Annotated in this window: 25 protein-coding genes; 11 read left to right on the forward strand and 14 right to left on the reverse strand. The window is 71.4% G+C overall.

The window, feature by feature from the left end; genetic code table 11:
• Positions 1–7: 7 nt before the first annotated feature.
• The 3 genes from ACFQVC_RS01320 to ACFQVC_RS01330 form a co-directional block, all read right to left on the reverse strand.
• Positions 8–1435 (reverse strand): MbnB/TglH/ChrH family RiPP precursor modification enzyme, encoded by a 1428-nt coding sequence (locus ACFQVC_RS01320; protein WP_381827028.1) that lies wholly within the window; start codon positions 1433–1435, stop codon positions 8–10.
• A 351-nt stretch (positions 1436–1786) separates the two neighbouring features.
• Entirely contained in the window at positions 1787–2536 is a 750-nt protein-coding gene (locus ACFQVC_RS01325) for a DUF4142 domain-containing protein (RefSeq protein ID WP_381825467.1), read from the reverse strand.
• Positions 2537–2652: 116 nt separating this feature from the next.
• Positions 2653–3489: a peptidyl-tRNA hydrolase gene (locus ACFQVC_RS01330; RefSeq protein ID WP_381827030.1), complete on the reverse strand. Its 837-nt coding sequence runs from the start codon at positions 3487–3489 to the stop codon at positions 2653–2655.
• 147 nt (positions 3490–3636) lie between these two features.
• Between ACFQVC_RS01330 and ACFQVC_RS01335 the strand changes: the two genes are divergently transcribed.
• From ACFQVC_RS01335 to ACFQVC_RS01345, 3 genes are read left to right on the forward strand one after another with little or no spacing between them, the layout of a single operon-like run.
• The gene (locus tag ACFQVC_RS01335; RefSeq protein WP_381825469.1) at positions 3637–4314 is read left to right on the forward strand and encodes an AIM24 family protein; all 678 of its coding nucleotides are present in this window, start codon (positions 3637–3639) and stop codon (positions 4312–4314) included.
• 11 nt (positions 4315–4325) lie between these two features.
• Positions 4326–5333, forward strand: coding sequence for an ATP-binding cassette domain-containing protein (locus ACFQVC_RS01340; RefSeq protein ID WP_381825471.1), 1008 nt, complete (start codon positions 4326–4328; stop codon positions 5331–5333).
• Complete coding sequence (locus ACFQVC_RS01345) at positions 5330–5998, forward strand: ABC transporter (protein WP_381825473.1); 669 nt, start codon at positions 5330–5332, stop codon at positions 5996–5998. Before ACFQVC_RS01340 ends, ACFQVC_RS01345 begins: the two co-directional genes overlap by 4 nt.
• 21 nt (positions 5999–6019) lie before the next feature.
• On the opposite strand, the gene ACFQVC_RS01350 is transcribed toward ACFQVC_RS01345, so the two are convergent.
• From ACFQVC_RS01350 to ACFQVC_RS01375, 6 genes are all read right to left on the reverse strand, one after another.
• Positions 6020–6193 carry a hypothetical protein gene (locus ACFQVC_RS01350; protein WP_381825475.1) on the reverse strand — a complete coding sequence of 58 codons (174 nt, stop codon included), beginning with the start codon at positions 6191–6193 and terminating at the stop codon, positions 6020–6022.
• Between the two features lie 159 nt (positions 6194–6352).
• A complete protein-coding gene (locus tag ACFQVC_RS01355) occupies positions 6353–7216 on the reverse strand; it encodes a polysaccharide deacetylase family protein (protein WP_381825477.1) in 864 nt (287 codons plus the stop codon).
• 151 nt (positions 7217–7367) lie between these two features.
• Positions 7368–8051, reverse strand: coding sequence for an alpha/beta fold hydrolase (locus ACFQVC_RS01360; protein WP_381825479.1), 684 nt, complete (start codon positions 8049–8051; stop codon positions 7368–7370).
• 137 nt (positions 8052–8188) lie between these two features.
• Entirely contained in the window at positions 8189–9409 is a 1221-nt protein-coding gene (locus ACFQVC_RS01365; protein ID WP_381825481.1) for a cytochrome P450, read from the reverse strand.
• A complete protein-coding gene (locus ACFQVC_RS01370) occupies positions 9399–10172 on the reverse strand; it encodes a cyclodityrosine synthase (RefSeq protein WP_381825483.1) in 774 nt (257 codons plus the stop codon). Before ACFQVC_RS01370 ends, ACFQVC_RS01365 begins: the two co-directional genes overlap by 11 nt.
• Before the next feature lie 157 nt (positions 10173–10329).
• The gene (locus ACFQVC_RS01375) at positions 10330–11187 is read right to left on the reverse strand and encodes a PPK2 family polyphosphate kinase (protein WP_381827032.1); all 858 of its coding nucleotides are present in this window, start codon (positions 11185–11187) and stop codon (positions 10330–10332) included.
• A 329-nt stretch (positions 11188–11516) separates the two neighbouring features.
• On the opposite strand from ACFQVC_RS01375, the gene ACFQVC_RS01380 reads away from it, so the two are divergent.
• Positions 11517–13508, forward strand: coding sequence for a glycoside hydrolase (locus ACFQVC_RS01380; protein WP_381825485.1), 1992 nt, complete (start codon positions 11517–11519; stop codon positions 13506–13508).
• Positions 13509–13594: 86 nt separating this feature from the next.
• On the opposite strand, the gene ACFQVC_RS01385 is transcribed toward ACFQVC_RS01380, so the two are convergent.
• Complete coding sequence (locus tag ACFQVC_RS01385; RefSeq protein ID WP_381825487.1) at positions 13595–14983, reverse strand: PhoX family protein; 1389 nt, start codon at positions 14981–14983, stop codon at positions 13595–13597.
• Between the two features lie 277 nt (positions 14984–15260).
• Complete coding sequence (gene zapE, locus ACFQVC_RS01390; protein WP_381825489.1) at positions 15261–16394, reverse strand: cell division protein ZapE; 1134 nt, start codon at positions 16392–16394, stop codon at positions 15261–15263.
• Between zapE and ACFQVC_RS01395 the strand changes: the two genes are divergently transcribed.
• The 4 genes from ACFQVC_RS01395 (at position 16393) to msrB (ending at position 19775) form a co-directional block, all read left to right on the forward strand.
• The gene (locus ACFQVC_RS01395) at positions 16393–17259 is read left to right on the forward strand and encodes a pyrimidine reductase family protein (protein WP_381825491.1); all 867 of its coding nucleotides are present in this window, start codon (positions 16393–16395) and stop codon (positions 17257–17259) included. The genes zapE and ACFQVC_RS01395 overlap by 2 nt on opposite strands.
• Positions 17260–17410: 151 nt before the next feature.
• On the forward strand, positions 17411–17860 hold the full coding sequence (locus ACFQVC_RS01400; protein ID WP_381827034.1) for an indole-3-glycerol phosphate synthase: 450 nt from the start codon (positions 17411–17413) through the stop codon (positions 17858–17860).
• Positions 17861–17944: 84 nt separating this feature from the next.
• Positions 17945–19339, forward strand: coding sequence for a UDP-N-acetylmuramate--L-alanine ligase (murC, locus tag ACFQVC_RS01405; protein ID WP_381825493.1), 1395 nt, complete (start codon positions 17945–17947; stop codon positions 19337–19339).
• Between the two features lie 31 nt (positions 19340–19370).
• A complete protein-coding gene (gene msrB, locus ACFQVC_RS01410) occupies positions 19371–19775 on the forward strand; it encodes a peptide-methionine (R)-S-oxide reductase MsrB (protein WP_381825495.1) in 405 nt (134 codons plus the stop codon).
• Positions 19776–19850: 75 nt separating this feature from the next.
• On the opposite strand, the gene ACFQVC_RS01415 is transcribed toward msrB, so the two are convergent.
• Positions 19851–21182 (reverse strand): M28 family metallopeptidase, encoded by a 1332-nt coding sequence (locus ACFQVC_RS01415; protein WP_381825497.1) that lies wholly within the window; start codon positions 21180–21182, stop codon positions 19851–19853.
• 603 nt (positions 21183–21785) lie between these two features.
• Between ACFQVC_RS01415 and ACFQVC_RS01420 the strand changes: the two genes are divergently transcribed.
• Positions 21786–22373, forward strand: a complete 588-nt coding sequence (locus tag ACFQVC_RS01420; protein WP_381825499.1) for a TetR/AcrR family transcriptional regulator — start codon at positions 21786–21788, stop codon at positions 22371–22373.
• A 25-nt stretch (positions 22374–22398) separates the two neighbouring features.
• On the opposite strand, the gene ACFQVC_RS01425 is transcribed toward ACFQVC_RS01420, so the two are convergent.
• Positions 22399–23235 carry an SAM-dependent methyltransferase gene (locus ACFQVC_RS01425; RefSeq protein WP_381825501.1) on the reverse strand — a complete coding sequence of 279 codons (837 nt, stop codon included), beginning with the start codon at positions 23233–23235 and terminating at the stop codon, positions 22399–22401.
• A 207-nt stretch (positions 23236–23442) separates the two neighbouring features.
• Between ACFQVC_RS01425 and ACFQVC_RS01430 the strand changes: the two genes are divergently transcribed.
• Both ACFQVC_RS01430 and ACFQVC_RS01435 read left to right on the forward strand, forming a co-directional pair.
• Positions 23443–24099, forward strand: coding sequence for an ATP-dependent Clp protease proteolytic subunit (locus ACFQVC_RS01430; protein ID WP_381825503.1), 657 nt, complete (start codon positions 23443–23445; stop codon positions 24097–24099).
• Positions 24100–24130: 31 nt separating this feature from the next.
• On the forward strand, positions 24131–24745 hold the full coding sequence (locus ACFQVC_RS01435; protein WP_381827036.1) for a ClpP family protease: 615 nt from the start codon (positions 24131–24133) through the stop codon (positions 24743–24745).
• Between the two features lie 47 nt (positions 24746–24792).
• Here ACFQVC_RS01435 and ACFQVC_RS01440 read toward each other — a convergent pair whose 3' ends face one another.
• Positions 24793–25248 carry a helix-turn-helix domain-containing protein gene (locus ACFQVC_RS01440; RefSeq protein WP_381825505.1) on the reverse strand — a complete coding sequence of 152 codons (456 nt, stop codon included), beginning with the start codon at positions 25246–25248 and terminating at the stop codon, positions 24793–24795.
• Positions 25249–25329 lie beyond the last annotated feature (81 nt).

Consider the following 25329-nt stretch of genomic DNA (forward strand, 5'->3'; position numbering starts at 1 on the left):
GGTCGCCTCACTTGCCCGGCTTGAGCTGTGGCTTTTGCGGGGACCTCCCGACGGGATGCCTGCCCGCCTTGGCGGAGCGCCTGCCCACCGCGGAGCGCAGGGCCCGGGCCCAGCGGGCCGGGGTGCTCTGAGGGAGGGGCGACGGGCCCGAGCGGTGCAGCCACCAGTCGCTCAACTCCTGGCGCGCGGCCGGGTCTTCGGGCTCCTCGTTGAGCAGCAGGTGCTCGGCGAAGTTCAGGGCGTCACGGCGGTAGCCGCCGGTCATGGGGTGCTTGCCGGCGTAGGCGAAGAAGCTCTTGCGGTAGCCGTCGCCGAGGATCACGGGGAGTTCGGGGGCCACCTTCGCGATCACATCCGCGCGCTTGCCGGTCAGGGCCCGGCTCTGCACGGCGAGCCGCTGCCGGTCGAAGCCCTCGGGTGCGGGCGTGCCGGCGACCAGGGCGGACAGCAGCGCTGCCTCCGCGAGGGCCAGGCGCTGGCGGGCGGGTGCGGTGTCCGGCTCGGCGGCGGGTGCGGGCCTGGGCGCCAGTGCGGCGTCGGCGCCCAGCGGTGCGCCGGACGGCCGGCCCACGCTGATGTGCCCGGACGCGGCGGCGGTGGTGTCACGCGGGGCGCCCGCGGTGACGAGTTCGGCGGCGCGCAGCAGGGTCGGGGGCAGCAGCTGGCGGGCCTCGCCGCCCGCGACGGTGCGGCGGATGGAGCGGAGCTCCTCCTCCAGCTCCTCGGGCGCGGGGAAGTTCTCGTCCCGCTCCAGGAGCACCCCGGGCGGGCTGACCCGCGAGGCGAGTTCGCCGAGCACATCGAGCACGGGCTGTGCGACCGGGTGCGCGTGGCTGTCGTGCCAGACGCCGTCCCGCTCGAAGCCGCCCGCGACATGGACGTACGCGATCGCCTCTACGGGCAGCTCGTCCAGGGCCGTGCGGGGGTCCTCGCCGCGGTTGACGTGGTTGGTGTGGAGGTTGGCGACATCGATGAGCAGACGTACGCCGGTGCGCTCCACCAGTCCGTACAGGAACTGCCCCTCGGTCATCTCCTCGCCGGGCCAGGCGATCAGGGCGGCGATGTTCTCCAGGGCGAGCGGCACGGGCAGCGCGTCCTGTGCGATCCGTACGTTCTCGCACAGCACGTCGAGGGAGTCCTTGGTGCGCGGCACCGGAAGCAGATGCCCCGCTTCCAGCCGCGGCGAGGCGGTGAGGGCGCCCCCGGCGCGTACGAACGCGATGTGCTCGGTGACGAGCGGGGAGCCGAGGGCCTCGGCGCGCTCGGCGAGGGCGGTGAGCCGGTCCTGGTCGGGACGCTCGGCGCCGCCGATGCCGAGACCGACGCCGTGCGGGACGACGGTGACGCCGCGCTCGCGCAGCCGGAGCAGGGAGTCGGGGAGGTGTCCGGGGCAGACGTTCTCTGCGACGACCTCGACCCAGTCGATCCCGGGCATGCGTTCCACGGCCTCGGCGATCTCCGGCCGCCAGCCGATGCCCGTCCCCAGGTGCACCGACTGCTGCGGCCTCCGCTGCTTCTGCTGCTTCTGCTGCCTCTGCGTCTTCTGCGGCGTCTGTGTCTTCTGCGGCGTCTGTGTCCTCTGCGGGTTCTGCGACTGCTGCATTTCCCCCTCCTTCACCGCACGAACATCCGTCGGCACGACGTTGTGCGTGAAAGTGTCATGACCCCGCCTCGCGGCTCCGAATCCACCGGGGCGGACGTTCAGAGGTTGATTTGAGGTTTCGCCGTGCGGGGTGCCGTCCTGCCGGTCGCCGTCGTGCCGGGTGCTGCCGGGGCCTCGTCGGGGTCATGGCCCGGAGTGCGCCGCGTCCGAGGGCGAGGGGCGGGACGTGAAGGACTGGTCGCCGGTCGGCGAGGCGGGTACGGGCTCGGCTGGGGCGGGGCCCGAGGGCGCCGGGGGACCGGTGGGGCTGGCGGTGGACCGGCCCGCGGCCTCCGCGGCGAGGGCATCGAAGTCGACGAAGCCGGTGCCCTCCAGCATGGTGATGTGATCGAGCACGGTCTGGTTGGCGTCACTGGCGAGCTGCCGCACCAGGGCGTTGCGGGTGGTGTGCCGCACCTGCGCGATCAGCGAGAACACCTTTCCGTGCGCGTTGCGCAGGATGTTCGCGAACTTCCGCTGATAGGTCTCCCCGCGGGCCGCCGTCAGCTCGTCGAGCCACCCCTGCTGCTGGGCGTTGGGCTGGTTCGGCAGCTCGATGCCCAGTTGCGCGGCGACCTCGCGCACCCGGGCGTCGAGGTCGGTGTGCCCGACGACCAGGTGGTCTCCGGCCGCCTTGACGGCCTCGCTGGGGGCGCGCTCGATGGCCTGCTGGCCCGCGGGCAGTTCCCACAGGCCCGCGAGTCTGACCTTCACGATCAGATCCCGGTCGGTCGCGGAGAGCGGGCCCCAGCGGGTGGCGATGGTGGACGCGTCGAGATTGGCCTCGCCGGTGCCGGAGCGGTCGCCGTACGACCAGACCGGGAAGGCGAGCGCGCCGAGGGTCGCCACGAGCGCCGCGATGATCAGGGCAGTGCCGTTGAGCCGTCGGGACAAGTGCCTCGCCTCCTGGGGCGTCGCGTCTGTCCCGGCATACGTAGCGCACCGCCGATGCGTTCAACCAGCCTTGGGATTACGGGAGTTACCTGCACCGCCGCAGGGGTGTGGGCCGCTCACGGCCGCAGCGCCGGATGGTCGGCGACCACCGTGCAGGAGCCGGGGGCGATCTCCGTGAAGCCCGCGTCCCGTACCACCGGGAGTCCGCTCGTGGTGAGCTCGCGCCAGCGGGCCGCCGCCGCGGTGCGCACGGCGAGCGGGTAGCCGGCGTCCCGCCACTGCTCGCGCTGCTCGTCCGACAGTTCCCACCAGGCGAGTTGGGCGCCGTGGCCGGCCTGCGCCATCGCCTTGCCCGCCGACATGTCCAGGTCGGGGCTGAGCCACAGGACGGGCTCGCCGGGCTCCGGGGCCGGGGGCGGTTCCGGGTCGTCCAGGTCCGTGCCCGAGACCTGCAGCCGGGCCAGGTCCTTGGGCCAGCCGTCGAGCGGCACGGGCGGATAGACCCGTACCTCGGCCGTGTTCGCGCCCGGCGTGCCTGGTGCGCCCGGTGCGCCCGTTCCGCCGCTCTCGCCGCCCTCGCCGTTCCGGCCGTTCCAGCCGTTCCGGCCGTTCCCGCTCACCGTGATGCCGGGCAGCGCCTCGGCCCGGCGCCACTCGGCGCCGCGCGCCCGCCGCACCACCTTGCGGATCCGGGCGTCCTGCCAGTCCCGCATCGCCTGTGCCCACTCGCCGTCCCCGGTCGAGCGCGGGTCGCCGAGCATCACCAGGACGGCGCGGGCCGCGGTCTCCAGGGCGTCGGTGCGGGACGGGGGTGCGCTCTTCTCGATGTGCGCGACCAGCGGGAGGACGAACTGCGGTGCCTCGTCGCGTACGGGATTCTCGTGCCGGAAGGGGCTGTTGGGGACGTCCTTCGGCCGGTCGGTGGCGTTCTCCGGGCCGGCGGGGGAGTTCAGGCTGCTCACCCGCCCAGTGTGCCAGCGCCTCCTGCGGTACGCGTACGTCACCTGCCCTCCCCCTGGACCAGGGGCCGCGACTAGAGTCGGTCATCGCGGCCGGGCCCGACCAGGTCCCGCCGGACTGATCAGCACCGGGGGTTCTCGATGAAAAGTGATCTGTTCGCCTCGCAGTACATGGCGCAGCCCGCCACTGTGCCGGGGATGAGCCTGCAGAACTCGAAGTCCATCAAGTACGTGGTGAACGGCGAGATGCACGCCCGCCAGGGCTCGATGATCGCCTACCGCGGCAATCTGCAGTTCGAGCACAAGAGCCAGGGCATCGGCGGCATGCTCAAGCGGGCCGTCACCGGCGAGGGCCTCGCGCTGATGGCGGTGCGCGGCCAGGGGGAGGCGTGGTTCGCGCAGGAGGCGGCCACCTGCTTCATCATCGACATCGAGCAGGGCGACGCCCTCACCATCAACGGCCGCAACGTCCTGTGCTTCGACCCGTCGCTCGCGTACGAGATCAAGACCGTCAAGGGCGCGGGCATGACCGGCGGCGGCCTCTTCAACAGCGTCTTCACCGGCTACGGCAAGCTCGGCGTGATCTGCGAGGGCGAGCCCATCGTCATACCCGTCGGCCAGCAGGCCCCGGTCTATGTCGACACCGACGCCGTCGTCGGCTGGAGCTCCCATCTGCACACCTCGCTGCACCGCTCGCAGAGCGTCGGCTCGATGATCCGCGGCGGCTCCGGCGAGGCCGTCCAACTCATGCTGCAGGGCGACGGGTTCGTGATCGTACGGCCCAGCGAGGCCATGCCGACGAAGCCGACGCAGCATTGAGGCTCAGCAATGTGGGCCGCCGTTACGGTCTCGGCGGCCCCTGGGTCCTGCGCGGAGTCGGCCTGGAGGTGCCCCCGGGCGCGCTCGTGCGGATCAGCGGCACCAATGGCAGCGGCAAGTCGACGTTGCTGCGGCTGCTCGCCGGGATCGACGCACCGACGGAGGGCCGGATCGAGGGGCGAACCGAGGGGCGGGGCGGGGGCCGGAGCAGGAGCCGGGGCGGAGGCCTGCCGCGTACGGCCTATGTGCCCGAACGCTTCCCGGCGTCCCTGCCGTTCACCGCACTCGGCTATCTCACGCACCTGGGCGGCGTCCACGGTCTGCGTCGTCCGGTCGCCGCCGCGCGTGCCACCGCCTGGCTGGAGCGCTTCGGTGCCGAAGGCCATGCCCGGACGCCCCTGACCGAGCTGTCCAAGGGAACCAGCCAGAAGGTCGCCGTCGCTCAAGCGCTGCTCGCCGAGCCGGAGTTGCTGGTCCTGGACGAGGCCTGGACCGGACTCGACACCGCGGCCCGCGCCGAACTCGACCGCGCGGTGGGGGAGTTGACCGACCTCGGGGCTTCGGTGGTGTACGTCGACCACGACCCGCGGCGCCTCGCGGACACCGTCGACTCGGTGTACCGGGTCGAGGGCACGGGCCTCGTCCCCGACCACGGCAGGCCGGCGCCGGAGAGCGGGCCCCGCGTCACGGTCCTGGCCCGCGGCCCGGCCGGTGCCGCCCTGCCCGGGCCGCTGCCGCGGGGCGCCGGGACCGAGGTGGACGCCGCGGGCACGGCCCGTCTGACGGTTCCCGCCCGGCACTCCGACGCCGTCCTGCGCACCCTCCTGAACGCCCGCCCCGCGTGGCACATCCAGGCCGTACGAGAAGCCGCTCCGGTGGCGTCCGTTGAACGAGGGGATGCCGCTCCGGTGGCGTCCGTTGAACGAGGGGATGCCGCTCCGGTGGCGTCCGTTGAACGAGGGGAAGCCGCCCCTGTGGCGGCACAAGAAGGCGCCCCGGCCGGGGCCGAGGAACGATGACCGCACTGCTCCGCTATCAGTCCGCCCTGCTCCTGCGCTCCCAACGCTGGCTGCCGCCCGTGCTGTTGTACGGGATTTTCGTCGCCGTCGGCGCCCAGGCGGGCGACCCGGTGCTCGACTCCCTCGGCTATGCCGCCGCCGCGCTGCTCCCCGTCACCGCCTGGCTGGTCCGGCTGTGCGCCACCCAGGAACCGGCCGCGGCCCGCCATGTCACGGCGGCGGCGAGCAGCCCGGGGCGTACCCATCGGGCCGCGCTGCTCACGGCGTTGGGCGCCGCGGGGGTGCTTGGCGCGGCCGGCACCGTGGTGATCATGGCAATGAGCGACTGGGCGAGCGCGGACCACCGGGTGGAGGTGGCGCCCGTGGCCGCGGCCGCGGCGGGGCTCGCCGGAGCGGTGGTCTGCGCGCTGACCGGTGCGGCCGTCGGCGCCCTGTGCACCTGGCCGCTGCTGCGCAGCCCGGGCTGGTCCCTTGCCCTCACCGCGCTGGCGGCGCTGCTCAGCCTGGTCACCACCGGGTCTCCGGCGCAGGCGGCGGTGACCGGCCTGATCAGCGGCTCCCGTACGGGAACGGTCCACGTACCCCTGCTGCCGCTCGCCGTGGCGGCGCTCGTCGCGTGCGCGGCGGGCGCGGTGGCGTGTGCGGTCAGCTCGCGGCGGGCGTGATCGGCGTGCGGCGGTTCGCGCTCATCCCGAGCAGGCGGTGCGCTGGGCCTCCTGCCACTCGCACACGGGGCACAGGGGCAGACCCTTGGACGCCTCCGCGTACTCCGTGGGCTCGCGGCACAGGACACACTCGGCGTACGGCGGGCCGTCGGCCTTGATGAGCCCGTCGCCGCCGTCGCTCGCGCAGTAGTCCATGGGTGGGAGCCTAGCCGTCGTGTCCCGAAGGGGCGCGGGGCTATGTCGGTATGCGGCTCCGCCGCGCTGGGGGTACCCCCAGCGGTAGCTGGGGGAGCGACAAGGCACGGCGCACCCGCAGGTGTCATGCGTACCGCTATACCGCTTCCCGCGGAGTGCTCAGTTCCGTCCGGCCGATGCGCCGATCAGCTCGGAGACCTGGACGAACCGGTAGCCGCGCTCGCGCAGCTCGGGTACCACGGTGCGGATCGCGCGTTCCGTGGCCGGTGCCGCGCTGCGGGTGCAGTGCAGGACCACCACCGAACCGGGCTTCACCCCGCGCAGCACCTCCTGGGCCACCGCGTCGGCGTCCGTCGCGAAGGCGTCGCCGCTCACCACGTCCCACTGCACGGCGGTGACCCCGGCCGGTGCGACCCGGCGCAGGGCCGCCCGGTCGTAACAGCCGCCCGGGAAGCGGAAGTAAGGCGCCGGGTGCGTGATGCCCGCCTTGCGGAACGCGGTGAACGCGCGCTCCACGTCGGCGCGCATCTTCTCGGGCGCCACGGCGGGCAGGCCGTAGCAGCGGGATGTGAAGGCGTGGTGGCTGTACGAGTGGTTGGCGACCTCGAAGAGCGGGTCCGTGCCGATGGCCTTCGCCTGGTCCGGATACTCCTCGGCCCACCGGCCGGTCATGAAGACGGTGGACGGCACCTTGAGGCGGCGCAGGGTGTCGATCAGCTGCGGGTTGTCGAAGCGCTCGCCGCCCGCCGCGCGCGGTCCCTGGTCGGCGGTCATGTCGGCGTCGAAGGTCAGGGCCACGGTCTTGCCGTGGTCGCGGGGGCCGTTCTTGAAGACGGGGGCGAGACCGGCCGGTCCCGGCGCGAGTGTCGGCGGCCCGGACGGACTGGGCGAGCCGGTGGGCCGCACGGCCGTCGTCGGCTCGGCGGGCGCGCCACGCTCGGCACCGCCGCAGGCGGTCAGGGCGGCGGCGCCCAGGGAGCAGAGGGCGGCGAGGGCGGTGAGTCTTCGTACGTGGGCGATCACCCGGCGACCATAACGCCGCAAATCGGACTAATCGGTTAGCCGGTTGAGTGCGCGCCGAGAGGTGTCAGCCGTTGGCGGTACCGGAACGGCGGCCGACGGGGCGGGCGGCGATGTGGCGGGCGGAGCAGCCTGTGGTGTGGCCGGCGGGGCCCTAGATCCAGCCGTCCAGGGAGGTCATGAACGCCTCGAAGTCGTCCCGGTGGATGGTGTGTCCCGCTCCCGCGACCGTGCGGACCTCGAAGCCGCGCGCCGTCAGCTTCTGCTTCAGCTCGTCGGAGACGAGAGGGCTCAGCTCGGCGGCCTGTACGAGGGACGGCACGGCGGGGGCGTCCGGGGTGCGGTCACCCGGCTCGTACCCGGGCACTCCATAGGCCGTGTCGGGGTCCCACAGGGCCAGGGTCGCCAGCTCGACCTCGACGTCCTCCGCCTCCCAGCGTGGGTTGAGCGCGGCGATCGCGGCCCGGCTCGCGCCCTGGAACTCCACGAACATCTCCGGCCTCGCCCCGGTGAGCGACCACGCCGGATCGGAGTACACGGCCCGCGCCGGGGCGAGGCGCTCGACGGCGAGGGAGAGGGCGAGGCCGCCCAGTGAGTGGCCGATGGCGAGCTCCGCGCCCTTGGGCAGGGTGTCCACCAGGTCGTCGGCGAAGATCTCCGCGCCGTACTCACCGCGGCCGCTGGCGCCGTGGCCGCGCAGGTCGGCGGCTATGACGCGATACCCCTTGTCCGCGAGCGCGGGGCCGACACGGCGCCAGGTTCGGTGGTCGGACATGATCCCGTGCACCAGGAGCGCGATCCGGTCGCCCTGGCCCCACTCCTGTGTGTGCAGCTTCATGCCCGTGCTCGCTTTCGTTCCGGTGATCTTCGTGCCATCCGGTGATCTCTGTGTCATCCGGCCAACGCGCGGGAAGGCCCCGCTCGTTCCCGGACGGGGGAGCGAGCGGGGCCGGACTCGGCCGGACCGGCGGGGGTTCACCACATCACGGGGAACCGCTCCGGAATCCGCTTCATGAACCGGGTCCGCCACACCAGCTGTTCGGCCGGGACGGCGAGCCGGAGATCCGGCATCCGGTCGAGCAGTGTCTCCAGGGCGATCTCGGTGTGCTTCTTGCCGAGCGCGGTGGCCGGGCAGTAGTGCTGACCGCCGCCGAAGGACAGATGGGCGGTGCTGTTCGGGCGGTCGAGGTCCACCGTGTGCGGGTCGGGGAACATCGCCGGATCGAAGTTGGCGCCCTCGACGAGCACCAGGACCAGCTCGCCCTTCCTGACCTCCACATCGCCCAGCGTGATGTCCTCGGTGGCCAGGCGCGGCAGTCCGTCACCGATCGACAGATTGATCCGGAGCAACTCGTCGACGGCCGCCGGGATCCTGCCGGGGTCGGCCCGCAACTCCGCCTGCAGCTCCGGGTGCTGGAGCAGCGAGTAGACGGCCATGGTCAGGAACGACGCCGTGGAGATCACCCCGGCGCCGAACATCGTGACGCCGACCGTGGCCAGCATCTCGTCCGTGAGGTGCGCGTACTCCGGATCGGAGCGCAGCGCGGCGAGCTCCGCCATCAGACCGGTCGTGGCCGGATCGTCCAGGCGCTCCACCATGTACGCCATGTCACGGTCCCAGTTGAGCTGCGCACCGGTGACCGGACAGGCCGAGTTCATGAACGCGATGTCCAGGCTCCGGGCCAGGCGCGGCGCGTCCGCCTGCGGAATGCCGAGGATGCGGCAGTGCATCGCCTCCGCGTACGGATTGGCGAACTGGCCCCGCAGGTCCACAGGCGCGCCCTCGGCCTCCAGGCCGTCGACCAGCTCACCGGCGTACGACCGCATCCACTCCACCAGGCCCGCGGCCTTCGGGTTGATCGCCTTGAGCACGGCCTTGCGCAGGCCCGCGCCCGTGATGTTGCCCATGTTGTTGACGACTTCCGGCGGGATCGTCAGGGCGTACTGCCGTGGCGCACCCGGCGCGGAGGTCTCCTTCAGGCTGAACCGCCGGTCGTCGAGCACCTGCCGGCACAGCTCGTACGACGACACCAGCCACGCCTCGTCGCCCGCGATGGTGCGCACCCGCTTGACGGGCTCCTTCCGCAAGATCTCCATCTCGTACGGGAGTTGGTCGCCGCGCCAGGAGAAGGGGAAGCGGAGAAGGTCTTGGGCGTGGTCTTCGGCGAGGTCCTGGGCGAGATCTTCAGCAGGCAACGGACTCTCCTTCACCGGTCGCCGTCCCGGCCGCGTCCGCGGGCGTCACGATCGCGTGGCCCTGGTTGCGGGAGGCGCGCAGTCCGGAGCCGCGCGAGTAGAGCAGCTCGGCCATCGGCAGGAGCTGGTGGTAGCAGTTGAGCGAGGAGGGCGCACCCAGGATGGCGGGGGTGTCGAGGAACAGCGGTGCCTCGGCGCAGATGTACTCGAGGCACACCGCGCGCTGCTCCTCGGTACTGGCCTGCCCGTTGAGGACCTTGGAGGAGAGAAAGGCGTCGACGAGCCGGTCGCAGGTCCGCCGGAACTCCGCGTCGGTCTCGAGCAGCGTCCACAGATGGTCATGGAGCTTCCGGTACGCCGGGATCGCCGTGAGGTCGGACATGGCGTACGCCCTGAGGCGGCCGCCCACGCCCATGGCCTCGACGGCGCCGGTCACCTTGGCGCGTACGCCGCGCAGATTCTTGACCGCCTTGCGACGGGCGTCCCGGGCGCTGTATCCGAACGTCTCGTACATCTCCGCCACATGGAGATCCGTATAGACGAAGTCGACCCGGTCGAAGTGCTCGACGCCCCAGCGGGCCAGCGCGCCGAGGCGCCGGGCCGAGAAGTAGCTGTTGCCGGGGGAGACGCCGATCACGGCGTGGTCGGCCGCCGCGTAGATCACTTGACAGTGCGGCGTATAGGGCCTGACCGCAAAGAGTTCTGTTGCAGTTGCATCTGAAGTGCAGGACTGAATCTCTAGGATTTCTGTCGCTGTCGTCAACTGGAGAGAGTCCTTCGCGTCGCTAGTCCCTAGGGGCCCCGTGCCCCTGGTGTGGCGACCGCGCGAAATTAACCCCCGTGCACGGAGAGTGTCAATAGGTTCCCGGACGGTAACTAGCCTGCGAATGCAAAGAGTTCATACGCCGTTCAAATGGGGCTCAGACACCCTCGACAAGCCGCTTGCGGCACTCCGCGACGTCGAAGTCCGCCATCGGGTATTGCGGGTCGATGGCCTCCAGGTGTTCCAGGAGGAGCTTGCTGATCGCCCAGTTCCGGTACCACTTGCGGTCCGACGGGATCACGTACCACGGGGACGCCTCCGTCGAGCAGCGCTCCAGGGCGATCTCGTACGCCTCCTGGTACGCGGGCCACAGGGCGCGCTCGTCGATGTCGCCCGGGTTGAACTTCCAGTGCTTGTCCGGGCGGTCGAGGCGCTCCAGGAGGCGTTCGCGCTGCTCTTCGGCGCTGATGTGCAGGAAGCACTTGATGACGGTCACGCCGTCGTGGGCGAGGGACTTCTCGAAGCGGTTGATCTGGCCGTAGCGGCGGCCCAGCTGGCTGCGCGGGACCAGTTCGCGGACGCGGGCGATCAGGACGTCCTCGTAGTGCGAGCGGTCGAAGATGCCGATCTCGCCCGGCTGCGGCAGCGCCTTCATGATCCGCCACAGGAACGGATGGTTCTGCTCCTCCGGCGTGGGCGTCTTGAACGCCTTGATGCGGCAGCCCGACGGGTTGAACAGGCCGATGACGTGCTTGACCGTGCCGCCCTTGCCGCTGGTGTCCATGCCCTGCAGGACCAGCAGGACGCGGCGCCGGTCACCGCCCGTGCTGGCGGCGTACAGGCGCTCCTGCAGGTCGGCGAGGCGTTCACCCATCCGGGCGGTCGCCTCCAGGCCGGCGGCCTTGTCCGCGGGGCCCGCGGGGGTGGCGCGGGCGTCGAAGGACGCCAGGTCGACGCGCTCACCCTCGGGGACGCGCAGAAGCTCGGCGAGAGGGGCCTTGGTGTCCTTGGGCATGGCGCTCTTGGCCTTGGCGCCCTTGGCCTTGGTGTCCTTGGACCGCTTGCTGTCCTTGGGCTTGGGCTTGGGTTTTCCGGCGGCCTCGGCCTTGGCCTGGCTCTTGACCTTGTCCTTGGCCTTTGTTTCGGCCGTGCCCTTGTCCTTGCCCTTGGCGCCGCTCTTCGCGGGCCTGCTCTGCTTCGTCGCATCCTTCTTGGCCACCGCGTGCCCCTTCCGGTCCGTCCTTCGATCCTGCGACGGATCGGCGGGGTGCGCGACCGCTTGCGTGGGCCGCCTCGCACAGCGGCTCTTAAAGAGTTCTTACGCGCGGGCCCTAAGAACGGGGCATGCCACCCACCATTTCTCCTGCCGCCGCGCACCCGCATCGCGCGGCCCGTCGCGGCCCCCGGCTGCTCGCCCTGGGCTCGGCCTTGTTCCTCACGTGCGCAGTGGTCGTCCAGCAGGCCGGGCACGCCGAGCCGCCGGCCGCGGGCGCCGTCGAACTGCCCGTCGACGGCGGCCGGGTGAGCGTCGACCCGGCGACGCTCGCCGTCACCGCGCGGACCGACTCCGGCCGTACGTTCCAGCTCTCCGCACCCTCGCCGACGGACCTGGGCGAGCCGGGCGCCACCGTCCGGGGCCGTGACCAGTACCGCTGGACCTTCCCCGGCAAGGGTCTGACCGTCACCGCACGCGCGGAGCGCGGACGGCTGCGCGTCACCCTGTCCGCCGCCCGCGACCAGAAGGTCAGCTGGCCCGTCACCGGCGCCGACAGGGCCGCCTCGAGCCTGCAGTGGGCGCGCGGCTCCGGCCTCGACATACCGGTCGGCGACCGCTGGTGGAACAGCGCCGACGGCGGCCTCGCGGGCAGCGAGACCGGTATGTCCGAGGGCCTCAGCCTGCCGCTGTGGGGATACCGCTTCGGATCGGGCGCCGGCGTCAGCTACCTCACCCCGACCGACATCGGCACCTCCCTGAAGGTGACCTCGCAGCAGGGCCGGCTGCGCACCACGGCGAGCCACACCTTCGACGCCGGCGAGGGCACGCGTACCTACGACACCACCTTCGCCCTCACCGACGGCGGCGCCGTCGCACCCGCCGCCGACTACCGGTCCTGGCTCAAGGAGCACGGCCGCCTCGGCAGCCTCCGCGAGAAGATCGAGAAGAACCCGGACAGCGCCCGGCTCCTGGGCGCCTTCCACGCCTACGCCTGGGGCGCGGCCCGCACCCCCGAGGCCGTCGGGAAGCTCAAGCGGCTCGGTGTGAACCGTCTGTGGCTCGGCTACGACGCCGACGGGAAGCCGATGAGCCGTGCGGCGGTACGCGCGGCCAAGGACGCCGGATACCTCGTCGGGCCCTACGACACCTTCTCCAACGGCCAGGACCCCAAGGACGCGGACAGCCCGACGGCCGTCTGGCCGGGCCGTGTCCACCCCGACTTCTGCGTACGCGACGCCGACGGCAAGCCGGAAACGGGATTCGGCGGCCGTGGCTGCTACTTGAGCTCGCAGGCCTTCGAACAGGCCGAGCGCGAGCACGGCTATCTCGCCGACCGCACCCGGAAGATGACGGCCAACGGCGCGGACAGCTACTTCCTCGACGTCGACGCCACCGGCGAGCTGTTCCGCGACCACAGCCCCGGCCACCCCATGACCAAGGCCGGGGACCGCGCCAACCGCACCGACCGGATGCGGCGCCTCGCCAAGGACTTCGTACTCGGCTCGGAGACCGCACAGCCCTGGGCGAACCGCGAACTCGCCTTCGACCACGGGGCCGCGACCCCCGTCGACGACCGGCTGTGGAAACTCCAGAAGGACAAGGAGAAGTGGGGCGCCTACTACCCCAAGGACGCGCCGAAGGCCTTCTTCAAGCCGGTCGAACTGCCCGCCGACGTCGCCAAGGCGATGTACGACCCCGCCTACCGCGTACCGCTGTACGAAACGGCCCTGCACGGCTCGCTCGTCAACGCCGAGCGCTGGGAGCTCTCCTACGGCAAACTGCCCCGGCAGAAGACCGACCGGGCGCTGCTCGCCATGCTCTACAACAACCCGCTCAACTACGTACTCGACGGCCCGTCCCTGGACCGCGACGGCCGTGAACTGGCTACCCTGCAGCGCTACTTCGAGCCGCTGCACAAGGCCGCGGGCACCGAGCGGCTCACGTCCTTCGAGCGGCTCACCGACGACCGCAGGGTGCAGCGCACCACCTTCGGTGACGGCACCCTCACGGTGACGGCCAACTTCGGCAGCTCGTCCTACCGCGGCCTGCCGGGCGGCTGCGTGGACGCCGAGCTGCGCGGCGACAGCGCACCGCGCCGCCTGTGCCCGGGGCGTCAGTGACGTGGTGACGCGGCATGAAGCGGCCCGCCCCACGCGGGGGCGGGCCGCTTCACGTAACGGGCGTGATCAGTGGTGCCAGGGACCCGTCACCTGTGCCAGGGACCTGTCACCGCGAAAGTCGTGCCCGGCGTATAGCAGTTCACGAACATCGTGTCCTCGTCGGGCGAGAACGTGACGCCCGCGAACTCGCCCCACTCGGGCTTCTCCGGGGTGCCGATGTTCTGCCGGCCGCGCGCCATCGGGTAGACCTCACCGCGCCGGGTCAGGCCGTACACATGCTGCGCGCCCTCCCCGTCCTCCGCGACCATCAGGCCACCGCTCGGGGCCAGACAGATGTTGTCCGGCTCCTCGCCGGGCAGCTGCAGATCGCTGTCGGGGCCGAAGACGATCACGAGCGTGAGGCGGCGCGACGACGGGTCGTAGCGCCAGATCTGCCCGTAGTGGTCCGCGGCCGAGCCCTCCGCGCTCTTGGCGAAGCTGGACACGAAGTAGACGCTCCTGCCGCCCCAGTAGCAGCCCTCCAGCTTCTGGGCGTGCGTGATGCCCTTCGGCCCGAAGTCCTGGAGACGGATGGGGGTCTGGGCGGCCAGGGGGTCCGGCACGTCGACCCACTCGATGCCGTCGAAGCTCGCGCCGGTCTCCTGGACCGAGGACAGATCCGGCACGCCGGGCACGCGCATCGCCTGCAGCCTTCCGCCCGCGCGCAGCGAACCGAGGCCGCCCTCGGGCTTCTCGGGCAGGAAGCGGTAGAAGAGACCGAAGGGCTTCTGGAAGGCGTCCTCGGTCTCGTAGACGACGCCGCGGCGCGGGTCGACGGCGATCGCCTCGTGCTGGAAGCGGCCCATCGCGGTGAGCGGCACGGCGCCGGAGCGGCGCGGGTCGACCGGGTCGACCTCGAAGATGAAGCCGTGGTCCTTGGTGTAGCCGTTGGTGCCGGCCTTGTCCTCGGTCTCCTCGCAGGTCAGCCAGGTACCCCAAGGGGTGGGCCCGCCCGCGCAGTTGACCGCGGTGCCGGCGATGGCGACCCGCTCGCCGGTGACGTTGTTGCGGGAGTCGAGCGTGAGCGCCGTACAGCCGCCCTTGCCCATCGGGTCGTACGTCAGGCCTGCCACCGTCGGTACGGCGATCTTGGCGGTGACCCGGTTCTCGTGGTTGCGCACCAGGTGCGTGCCGCCGTGCCGGCCCTTGAAGGCGGCCATGCCGTCGTGGTTGCTCGGCACCTTGCCCTCACCGGAGAGCAGTGCGTCGCCCTCGCGGGAGAGCACCTTGTAGCGGAAGCCCTTCGGCAGGTCGAGCAGACCGTCGGGGTCGGGTACGAGGGGTCCGTATCCGGCCTTTCCGTGCGCGGCCGCGGTACCCGCGAACAGCTCGGATATCGCGCCTGTGAAGGCGATCCCGGCGCCCAAAGCGCCGGTGCGGGCGAGGACTTGGCGTCTCGTCGCGGAAGTACCTGAAGAGGGTTGTGTTTCGGACATGCGAGTAACTCCCTGCTGGCGGACAGGAATACGACCCGCTGTGTGTACCACGCAGTTGCGGCCCCGTGAACCACGCGCGTAGAAGCTCTATGAAGCCCGCCCGGAGTTCGGGGACGAGCCCGCAGGGCGATGTGCGGAATCTGCTTCCGGCGCGGCGGGCATGAAATCAGCCCGTCCGGCGCTTGAGGACGAGCCCGCAGGGCGATGTAGCGGCACGCAGGCCGACGGTGCGGATCAGGCTCCGTAAGCCCCGCTCAGCCCACGGGGTAAGCCCTGCTCAGCCCACGAGCCCCTTCGCGTCGCGAGCGAGCGCCGTGAGCCGGGAGATGGCGCGGAAGTACTTCTTCCGGTAGCCGCCCTTGAGCATCTCCTCGCTGAAGAGCCGGTCGAAGGGGAGGCCGGAGGCGAGTACCGGCACCTCACGGTCGTAGAGGCGGTCGGCGAGGACGACTAGACGCAGCGCCGTCGACTGGTCGGGCACCGGGGTGACACCGGTGAGGCAGACCGCCCGCAGGTCGTCCGTGAGCGCGCCATAGCGGCTCGGGTGCACCTTGGCCAGGTGGTCGAGGAGGTGCGGGAAGTCGTCGAGCGAAGCGCCCTGCGTGGCGTACGCGGCCTTCGTGACCTGCTCGTCGGAGTACGGCGGCGGAGCCTCGGGCAGGCCGCGGTGACGATAGTCGTCGCCGTCGATGCGCAGGGCGCGGAAGTGCGCGGACAGGCCCTGGATCTCGCGCAGGAAGTCGGCCGCGGCGAAGCGGCCCTCGCCGAGCTTGCCCGGCAGCGTGTTGGAGGTGGCGGCGAGGGCCACGCCCGCGTCGACCAGCTTGCCGAGCAGGGTGGAGACGAGCACCGTGTCGCCGGGGTCGTCGAGCTCGAACTCGTCGATGCAGAGCAGCCGGTGGCCGCTCAGGGTGCGCACCGTCTGCTGGAAACCGAGGGCGCCGACCAGATTGGTGAGCTCCACGAAGGTGCCGAAGGCCTTGAGGGACGGTTCGGCGGGCGTCGCGTGCCACAGGGAGGCGAGGAGATGGGTCTTGCCCACGCCGTAGCCGCCGTCGAGATAGACACCGCGCGGGCCGGCTGGCTTCTGCTCCGCCTTGCGCGAGAACCAGCGCCGCTTGCCCGTACCGCTCGCGTGCGCCCCGCCCAGCGTCCCCGCGAAGCCGCTGAGCACCCGCACGGCCTCGGCCTGGCTCGACTGCTGCGGGTCGGGCACGTAGGTCTCGAAGCGGGCCGACTGGAAGCGCGGCGGCGGCACCATCTCGGCGACCAGACGGTCGGCGGGTACATGCGGCTCGCGGGCGCACAGGGACAGCGGGGCGGGGTCCGCTATCGGACTCGTACCGGCTGCGGCGGGGGAGGAGGACGACACAGCTCTTAACTCTAAGGGCCGTGCGACACTGCGGGGCATGCGCAGCCTGTTCCCTGTGACCGACCAGACAGCAGACCGGGGCCGGGGGGCCGCAGACCCGGACGGGGAGCCCGAGGTCCTGGACGGCCGGGCCGCCGCCGACCGCGGTGACGCGCGCAGTGCCCCTGGTGGAGGCTTCGGATCCGACCGCGAGTGGAGCCTCGACGAGCTCGCCGACTGGTACGCGTATCCCCCCGGCGGTGAGCCCTGGCTGCGGGCGAACATGGTCTCCACGCTCGACGGCGCCGCCCATCACGAGGGGCGTTCGCAGCCCATCTCCAGCCCCGCCGACATGCGGATCTTCGGCACGCTGCGAGGGCTGGCGGACGCGGTCGTCGTCGGCGCCGAAACGGTACGCCAAGAGGGGTACCGCCCGGCACGCGCGCGTGCGTCCTTCGGCGCCCGCCGTACCGCCGCGGGCCAGGGCGAGGCGCCCGCCATCGCGGTGATCAGCGCCAGTCTCGACCTGGACTTCTCGCTGCCGCTCTTCACCTCGCCGCTGGTGCCGACCCTGCTGCTCACCGGTGCCGCCGCGTCCACCGCGCGCAAGAAGGCGGCGGAGGCGGCCGGCGCCCAGGTGGTGATCGCCGGGGAAGGACCGGGCGTGGACCCCGCGCGGGCGGTGCACGCCCTGGCCGAGCGCGGTCTGACCCGGCTGCTCACCGAGGGCGGGCCGAAGCTGCTCGGGCAGTTCGTGGCGGCCGGGGTCCTGGACGAGCTGTGTCTGACCGTCGCGCCGATGCTCACGGCCGGGGACGCACAGCGGATCGGGGGCGGTCCGGCGATGGCCGTTCCGGAACGGCTCGCCCTCGCCTCGGTCCTGGAGGAGGACGGGTTTCTGTTCACCCGCTACCGTCGAACCTGACAATCAGCGGAATGTGCCGTTCCGTTTCTCTGCCGATGGGCAGACTAGGACTGGTCTCTCCCCGTCGGGATACGGGGAAGGATGGTTTCCGCAGGGCCGTTCGCGGCCCCCGAGGAGAAGGGCGCCCGTCGTGTCGTTCACGAGCGTTTTGATGATCGAGCAGCCGCTGTCGCCGACGGACGTGGAATTCGTCTCCACGCTGCACGGTGACGAGGTGGTCTCCTTTGTCGTCCTGATGCAGCCGCGCGGCGACCAGGACCGCCTGCTCCGTGCCATCGACGACGTCGCGCTCGGCGAGTTCGAGGAAGCCGTACGCGAGGGAGACGAGCCCGAGGGCGCGGATGCCAAGGACCCCGCCCGGCGGGCCCTGGCGCACTCCCTGCAGGCACTGCGGGACGCGGGCAGCGAAGCCGTCGGCCATATCGTCGAGGACCACCCCATCGACTTCCTGAAGTCGATCACCCAGGAGACCGGGGCGGACGAGGTGATCGTCATGACGATGCCGCACTACGTGGAGGAGTTCTTCCACCGCGACTGGGCCTCCAAGGCCCGGCACAAGGTCGACGTCCCGGTGCTCAAGGTCTACGCGCACAGCGAATAGGCTGGGGGCTGCCCCCGCCCGCCGGCCAAGGCGTGTGCGGGGGCCCGCCCGTCGACGTAGAACCGTGCTGCCCAGGAGATGTACATGACCCCCGGCCTGCCCCCCGCCATGGACCGACCGCACTTCATCGGTATCGGCGGCGCCGGAATGTCGGGCATCGCGAAGATCCTCGCCCAGCGCGGCGCGAAGGTCGCGGGCAGTGACGCGCGCGAGTCGGCGACCGCCGACGCGCTGCGCGAGCGCGGTGCGACGGTGCACATCGGCCATGACGCGGCGCACCTGGCCGAGGACGCCTCGGCCGTCGTCGTCTCCTCCGCGATCCGCGAGGACAACCCGGAGCTGACCGCCGCCAAGGAGCGCGGCATCCCGGTCGTGCACCGCTCCGACGCCCTCGCGTCCCTGATGAACGGCCTGCGCCCGATCGCGGTCGCGGGCACGCACGGCAAGACGACCACGACGTCGATGCTCGCGGTCTCCCTCTCCGCCCTCGGCCTCGACCCGTCCTACGCCATCGGCGGCGACCTGGACGCCCCCGGCTCCAACGCCGACCACGGCGAGGGCGAGATCTTCGTCGCCGAGGCCGACGAGTCGGACCGCAGCTTCCACAAGTACGCCCCCGAGGTCGCCATCGTCCTCAACGTCGAGCTCGACCACCACGCCAACTACGCGTCGATGGACGAGATCTACGACTCCTTCGAGACCTTCGCCGGGAAGATCGTCCCCGGCGGCACCCTGGTCATCGCCGCCGACCAGCCGGGCGCGGTCGAACTGACCCGCCGCATCCGCGATCTGTCGTCCCTGAACGTGGTGACGTACGGCGAGGCGCAGGACGCCGACGTACGGATCCACAAGGTCACCGCGCGCGGTCTGACCAGCGAGGTCACGGTCCTCATCGGCGGGAAGCTGCTCACCTTCACCGTCTCGGTCCCCGGCCGCCACTACGCCCACAACGCGGTCGCCGCGCTCGCCGCCGGTGTCGCCCTCGGCATCCCGGCCCACAATCTGGCCTCGGCCCTCGGCAAGTACACCGGCGTCAAGCGCCGCCTCCAGCTCAAGGGCGAGGCGGCGGGCGTCCAGGTCATCGACTCCTACGCGCACCACCCCACGGAGATGACCGCCGACCTGGAGGCCATCCGCGGCGCGGCCGGCGACTCCCGGATCCTGGTCGTCTTCCAGCCCCACCTCTTCTCCCGTACGCAGGAACTCGGCGTCGAGATGGGCCAGTCCCTGGCCCTCGCGGACCGCTCGGTGGTCCTGGACATCTATCCGGCCCGCGAGGACCCGATCCCCGGCATCACCAGCGACCTCATCATCGACGCGGCCCGCGCGGCCGGCGCGGACGTGACCGCCGAGCACTCCAAGGACGCCGTCGCGGACGTGATCGCGGGAATGGCCCGCCCCGGTGATCTCGTTCTCACCATGGGCGCGGGCGACGTGACGGACCTCGGCCCGAAGATCCTGGACCGTCTGTCCAACTGAGCCCGTCTGCCGATCCGAGGGGACCGATCACATGGCGTACGACGTCGAAAAGCCCGACGAGCAGTGGCGCGAGGAACTGACCTCGGCCGAATACGCGGTGCTGCGCCAGGCCGGCACGGAGCCCGCGTTCACCGGTGAGTACACGGACACCAAGACGCAGGGCGTCTACTCCTGCCGCGCCTGCGGAGCCGAACTCTTCACCTCGGGGACGAAGTTCGAGTCCCACTGCGGCTGGCCGTCGTTCTTCGACCCGAAGGACACCGACGCGGTCGAACTCATCGAGGACCGCTCGCACGGGATGGTGCGGACCGAGGTGCGCTGCGCGAAGTGCGGCTCGCACCTTGGGCATGTGTTCGAGGGCGAGGGGTATCCGACGCCGACCGATCAGCGGTACTGCATCAACTCGATCTCGCTGCGGCTGAGGCCTGAGGCCTGACGTCTGGGGCCCGACGTCTGAGGGCGTGCCGTCCCGGCGCCGTGGTGGTGGCGCCGGGGCGGGTGGTCGGTTCGGTCAGAACGTCAGTTTCCAGCTGTTGATGTAGCCCGTGTCCTGCGCCGCCACGTCCTGGACGCGCAGGTTCCAGGTGCCGTTGGCGGATTCCGCCGAGGCGTTGACCGTGTAGGTCGCGATGACGTTGTCCGCCGAGTCGTTGGCGCTTGAGTTCTTCAGGCGGTAGGCCGTGCCGTCGGGTGCGATGAGGTCGACGACCAGGTCGCCGCGCCAGGTGTGGCGGATGTCGACGCCGACCTGGAGGGCGGCGGGGGCGTTGCCGGTGCGGCCGGTGACGGAGACGGGGGAGCTGACCGCGGCGGCGTTGTCGGGGATCGCGACGTCGGCGGTGTTCTCGTAGACGTCGCCCGGCGGGGGCGTGGAGCCCGCTCCCAGGGTCCAGATCGCATGCGCAACGGCGTCGCTGTTGCGGTCGAGGGCCGTGTCGTTGATGTTCGCCGTCGTGTCGCAGGACGAGTGGTAGCAGCGGTCGAAGGCCTGGCCCGCGGTGCCGCCCCACTTCTGGGCCTGGGCACTGGTCTTGGTGCGGCTCGCGCCGGTGAACAGACCGCCCACCGGGATGCCCACGTTCTTGAACGAGGCGTGGTCGGAGCGGCCGTCGCCCTCGGTCTCGATCTCCGTCGGGACGTTCAGGCCGGCGAAGAAGTCCTTGAAGGTCTTCTCGATCGTCGGGTCGTCGTCGTAGACGAAGTAGCCGGGGTTGGGGGAGCCGATCATGTCGAAGTTCAGATAGCCGGTGATCTTCGAACGCTCCGTGGCCGGAAGGGAGTTGACGTAGTTCTTCGAGCCGACCAGACCGAGCTCCTCCGCGCCCCACCAGGCGAAGCGCAGATGCTTCGTGGGCTTGAGCTGCTCGCGGGAGACGGCGAGCGCCGTTTCGAGTACGGCGGCGGAGCCGGAGCCGTTGTCGTTGATGCCGGGCCCCGAGGTCACGCTGTCGAGATGGCCGCCGGCCATGAGCACCTGGTTGGCGTCGCCGCCCGGCCAGTCGGCGATCAGGTTGTAGCCGGTGGCGCCGTTGTACGTGAACTGCTTGACCGATGTGGTGTAGCCCGCGGCGTCCAGCTTCGCCTTCGCGTAGTCGATGGAGGCCTTGTAGCCGGGGCGGCCGTGGGCGCGGCTGCCGCCGTTGGCCGAGGCTATGGACTGGAACTGGGACAGATGCGCCTTGACGTTGGCCAGCGGGATGTCGGGTGCGGCCACGGTCGGGGCGGGGGCGGCGGTCGCCATCGGGGCCACGAGCAGACCGGCGAGGGTGACTGCGGCGGTGGCGCCGACGGCGCTCCGTCTGGAAAGACGGGGGAGGCTGCGGAGTCGTATGGGGTGTCTCATGCGGGGGCTCCCGGTTCCGGAGGAAGGAGTGCTCGAAGGAGTCGTGCTCGAAGAAGTCGTGCGTGAGGAACTCGTGCGTGAGGAACGGAAGCCTGATGCTCGGGGCGGGCTGACTCTCCGTCAAGGGCACAATCGCGTCAGAATGCGGTCAGGGCCGTCCGTAATCCGGACGCCTCTGACGGTGCTCCGGGGAGGGAGTGACGGTGTGGCGGGAGCGGGGGACGAAGGGCCGGAGCCGCCTCGCCGACCGGGCGGCTCCGGCCCCCTGTCCTCGCCGACAGCCCCGAACGGGCCGAACTCCCGCGTGCCCGGTGCCGGGAGGACTCGCGTGAGGGCGGAAGGAGGGGGAAGCCCCCACGCGTGAACATGGTCGCCGGGACCCAACAGCGGGGCTTTGGAGGGGAGTTGGGAGAGCAACCCCGAACAGGCAGAGTCAGACAGGTCTGTCTCTGCCGACCTGGATCTACCATGGCAGCACTACGGGGGCCTGTCCACGCCCCCGAGGCACGACGACTGCAGGGCGCCATGACGAGAGAGCCACCGGAAGCCGCCCCGGGCCTGTCCGGGTCCCGTGGACGCATACCGGATACCGGCGCGGGCCCCGTGGGTTCCGAGGGGCCCGCGGGCCCGGCGAAGCCCCGTGAGCGCATCCTGGAAGTCGCCTACGACCTGTTCTCCCGGCGCGGCATACGCGCGGTGGGGGTGGACGAGGTGATCGCCCGCTCCGGCGTCGCCAAGGCCACCCTCTACCGGCACTTCCCGTCCAAGGACGAGCTGGTCCTGGCCTTCCTGCGGCTGCGCGAGGAGCGCTGGACCCTGGGCATGGTCGCGGCCGAGGCGCGGCGCCGCGGGGCCACGCCGACCGAGCAACTCCTCGCCATCTTCGATGTGTTCGACGACTGGTTCCGCACACCGGGCTTCGACGCGTGCTCGTTCATCAACGTCCTCCTGGAGATGCGGCCCGAGCACCCCCTGGGCCGCGCCAGCATCCACTACCTGGAGAACATCCGGGGACTGGTGCGCGGCCTGGCCGAGGAGGCGGGACTCAGCCGTGCCGAGGAGTTCGCCCGCTCCTGGCACATCCTGATGAAGGGGTCGATCATCTCCGCGACGGAGGGCGACGCGGACGCGGCCCGGCGGGCCAAGGGCATGGCCCGCTATCTGATCGCCGACCATCGGGCACCTGTGTAGCCGCGTCCGCTAAAAGGGGCACTCGTCAGAGCTTCACGCCGACCCCGCCGAACATCGCCACGTCCTCGGCCGCCTCGTCCGCCGCGGCCTCGGGTGTGCCGGGGCGCGGGTGCCAGCGGCTGCAGGAGACCACGCCCGGACCGAGCAGCTCAAGGCCGTCGAAGAAACGGGTGACTTGGGTGGGGGTGCGCTGGGTGAGGCGCGGTGTGCCGTGCTCGTTCCAGAACGCCACGGCCGCGTCCACGTCCGGCATCGCGGGGCTGGTGATCGTATGCGAGAGGACGAGATGGCTGCCGGGCGCGAGGGCGTCCATGAGGCGGCGTACGACCGCGTGGGCCTCGGCGTCCTCCTCGATGAAGATGACGACACCGAGCAGCACCAGGGCCACCGGGCGGCTCAGGTCGAGGGTCCGGGCCGCGTGCTCCAGGATCGTGTCCGCGTCCCGCAGATCGGCGTCCAGGTAGTCGGTGCGGCCCTCCGGGGTGCTGGTCAGCAGGGCGCGGGCGTGCGCGAGCACCAGGGGGTCGTTGTCGACGTACACGACCCGCGACTCCGGGGCCAGGCCCTGGGCGACCTCGTGGGTGTTGTCGGCGGTGGGCAGGCCCGTGCCGACGTCCAGGAACTGGCGGATCCCCGCCTCGCCGACGAGATGGCGGACAGCGGCGCCCAGGAAACGGCGGTCGGCGCGGGCGTACTCGCCGATGCCCGGGTGCAGCTCGCGTATCCGGTCGCCCGCCGCGCGGTCCACCTCGTAGTTGTCCTTGCCGCCCAGCCAGTAGTTCCAGATCCGGGCGGTGTGCGGCTGCGCGGTGTTGATCCGGGCACGCAGTTCGTCGGGGGAGGGGGAGGGGGTGTCGGGCACGGGCTCTCCTGGGGTCCTCGGGTCCTCGTCGTGATCCTCAACGGCCAATCTAGAAGCACTGGTCGGCGCCCTGGCGCGCGGGGCGCCCCGCACCCGTCGGGAACCGCTCTGCCCTGGGCAGATCTGCTGCGGGCCGAGATCGCTGTCGCGGCGGTGCGGGCGGGCCGAAGGTGGAAGCACACAGCCGCAACGGCCAGGAGGAAAGAGATGGCAGCACCGCTCGCCGCCGGATGGAATCCGGCGTTCAGCCCGCGGGCCGAGGAGGGGGACACCGCCCCCACCCGGTTCGACGACCACCTCGCCGCCCAACTGCTCGGGCAGCGGATCATCGTGCTCGGCACCCAGGTCGACGAGGTCTCCGCGAACCGGGTCTGCGCACAGATGCTGCTGCTCTCGGCGGAGGACCCGCGCACCGACATCAGCCTCTACATCAACAGCCCCGGCGGCTCCGTGCACGCCGGGCTCGCGATCCACGACACGATGCAGCTGATCCCGAACGACGTGTCGACGCTCGCCATGGGATTCGCGGCCAGCATGGGGCAGTTCCTGCTCGCGGTGGGCACCCGGGGCAAGCGGTACGCGCTGCCCAACGCGCGGATCATGATGCACCAGCCGTCCGCCGGGATCGGCGGCGCCGTCGCCGACATCGAGATCCAGGCCGAGAACCTGGAGTTCATGAAGCGGTCCATCGAGCGGATCACCGCCGAGCACACCGGGCAGAGCCCGGAGACCATCTCACGTGACGGCGACCGCGACCGCTGGTTCACCGCCGAACAGGCCAAGGACTACGGCATGGTCGACCAGGTCCTCACTTCACTCACCGACGTACGGCCCGCGGCGGCCAGGCAGCGCAGGGGGTTCTGAGATGGGCTCGACACACACGTACGGCCTGACGATGGGCTCGTACACGATCCCGAACGTCGTCGAGCGCACCCCGCAGGGCGAGCGTTCCTACGATGTCTTCAGCCGGCTGCTCTCCGAGCGGATCATCTTCCTCGGCACCGAGATCGACGACGGCGTCGCCAATGTCGTGATCGCGCAGCTGCTCCACCTGGAGGCGTCGAACCCGGGACAGGAGATCGCGATCTACATCAACTCGCCCGGCGGATCGTTCACTTCGCTGATGGCGATCTACGACACGATGACCTTCGTCGGCGCCCCGATCTCCACCTTCTGCGTCGGCCAGGCCGCCTCCACCGCGGCCGTGCTGCTCGCCGGCGGCGACCAGGGACGGCGGTTCGTCCTTGAGCACGCCCGGGTGCTGCTCGGGCAGCCCGCCACCGGCGGACAGCGCGGCACGGTGTCCGATCTCAGCCTGCAGGCCAAGGAGATGCTCCGGATCCGCTCGCAGATCGAGGAGGTACTCGCCCGGCACACCCAGCACGACACGGCGACGCTGCGCGCGGACATGGACCGCGACAAGGTGTTCACCGCGCAGGAGGCGGTGGCGTACGGGATCGCCGACGAAGTGCTCAGCCGCAGGGTCATGGGGGAGCGGTTCGCGGCCTGAGGCTCGAACGTCGCAGCGCGCGGGGCGACTTGGGGGGGTGCCGTGCCCTACGCCGCCAGGCGGATGTCGTACGCGGACATGCCGGCGCCGTACGTGGGCACGCGCGCGTCGCCGCGTGCGATGCTCGCGGTCGGGCCCGCGCGCCGCGCGCCGGTCATCCGGCCCGCTCCCGTGAGCCGGACGACTTCCTCCTGGCCCCGGCCCAGGAGATCGGCCAGGCTCAGGCCGAGCGCGTGCGCGGCGGCCGCGAGAACCTCGGACGAGGCCTCCTTGCGGCCGCGCTCCACCTCGGACAGATACGGCATCGAGATGCGGGCGGCCTCGGCCACCTCCTTCAGGGTGCGCTCCTGCTCCAGGCGTTCGCGGCGCAAGACGTCGCCCACGACATCCCGCCACAGGGGCTCCTTGGCGCCGGGCACCGGAGCGGGCACCGGCGCCACGGCCGGGCGGCGCAGGGGGATGACACGGGCTTCGTCGGCCTTCTGAGGCTCAGGGCTGCTCACCTCTCCAGCCTAGGAGGGCCGGGTGCGGTGCGGGGCGGGAACACGTTCTGCCCTCAGCGAAGGAGCTTCAGCGAAGGGGCC

The organism is Streptomyces monticola (assembly GCF_042665355.1).
Lineage (GTDB): Bacteria > Actinomycetota > Actinomycetes > Streptomycetales > Streptomycetaceae > Streptomyces > Streptomyces monticola.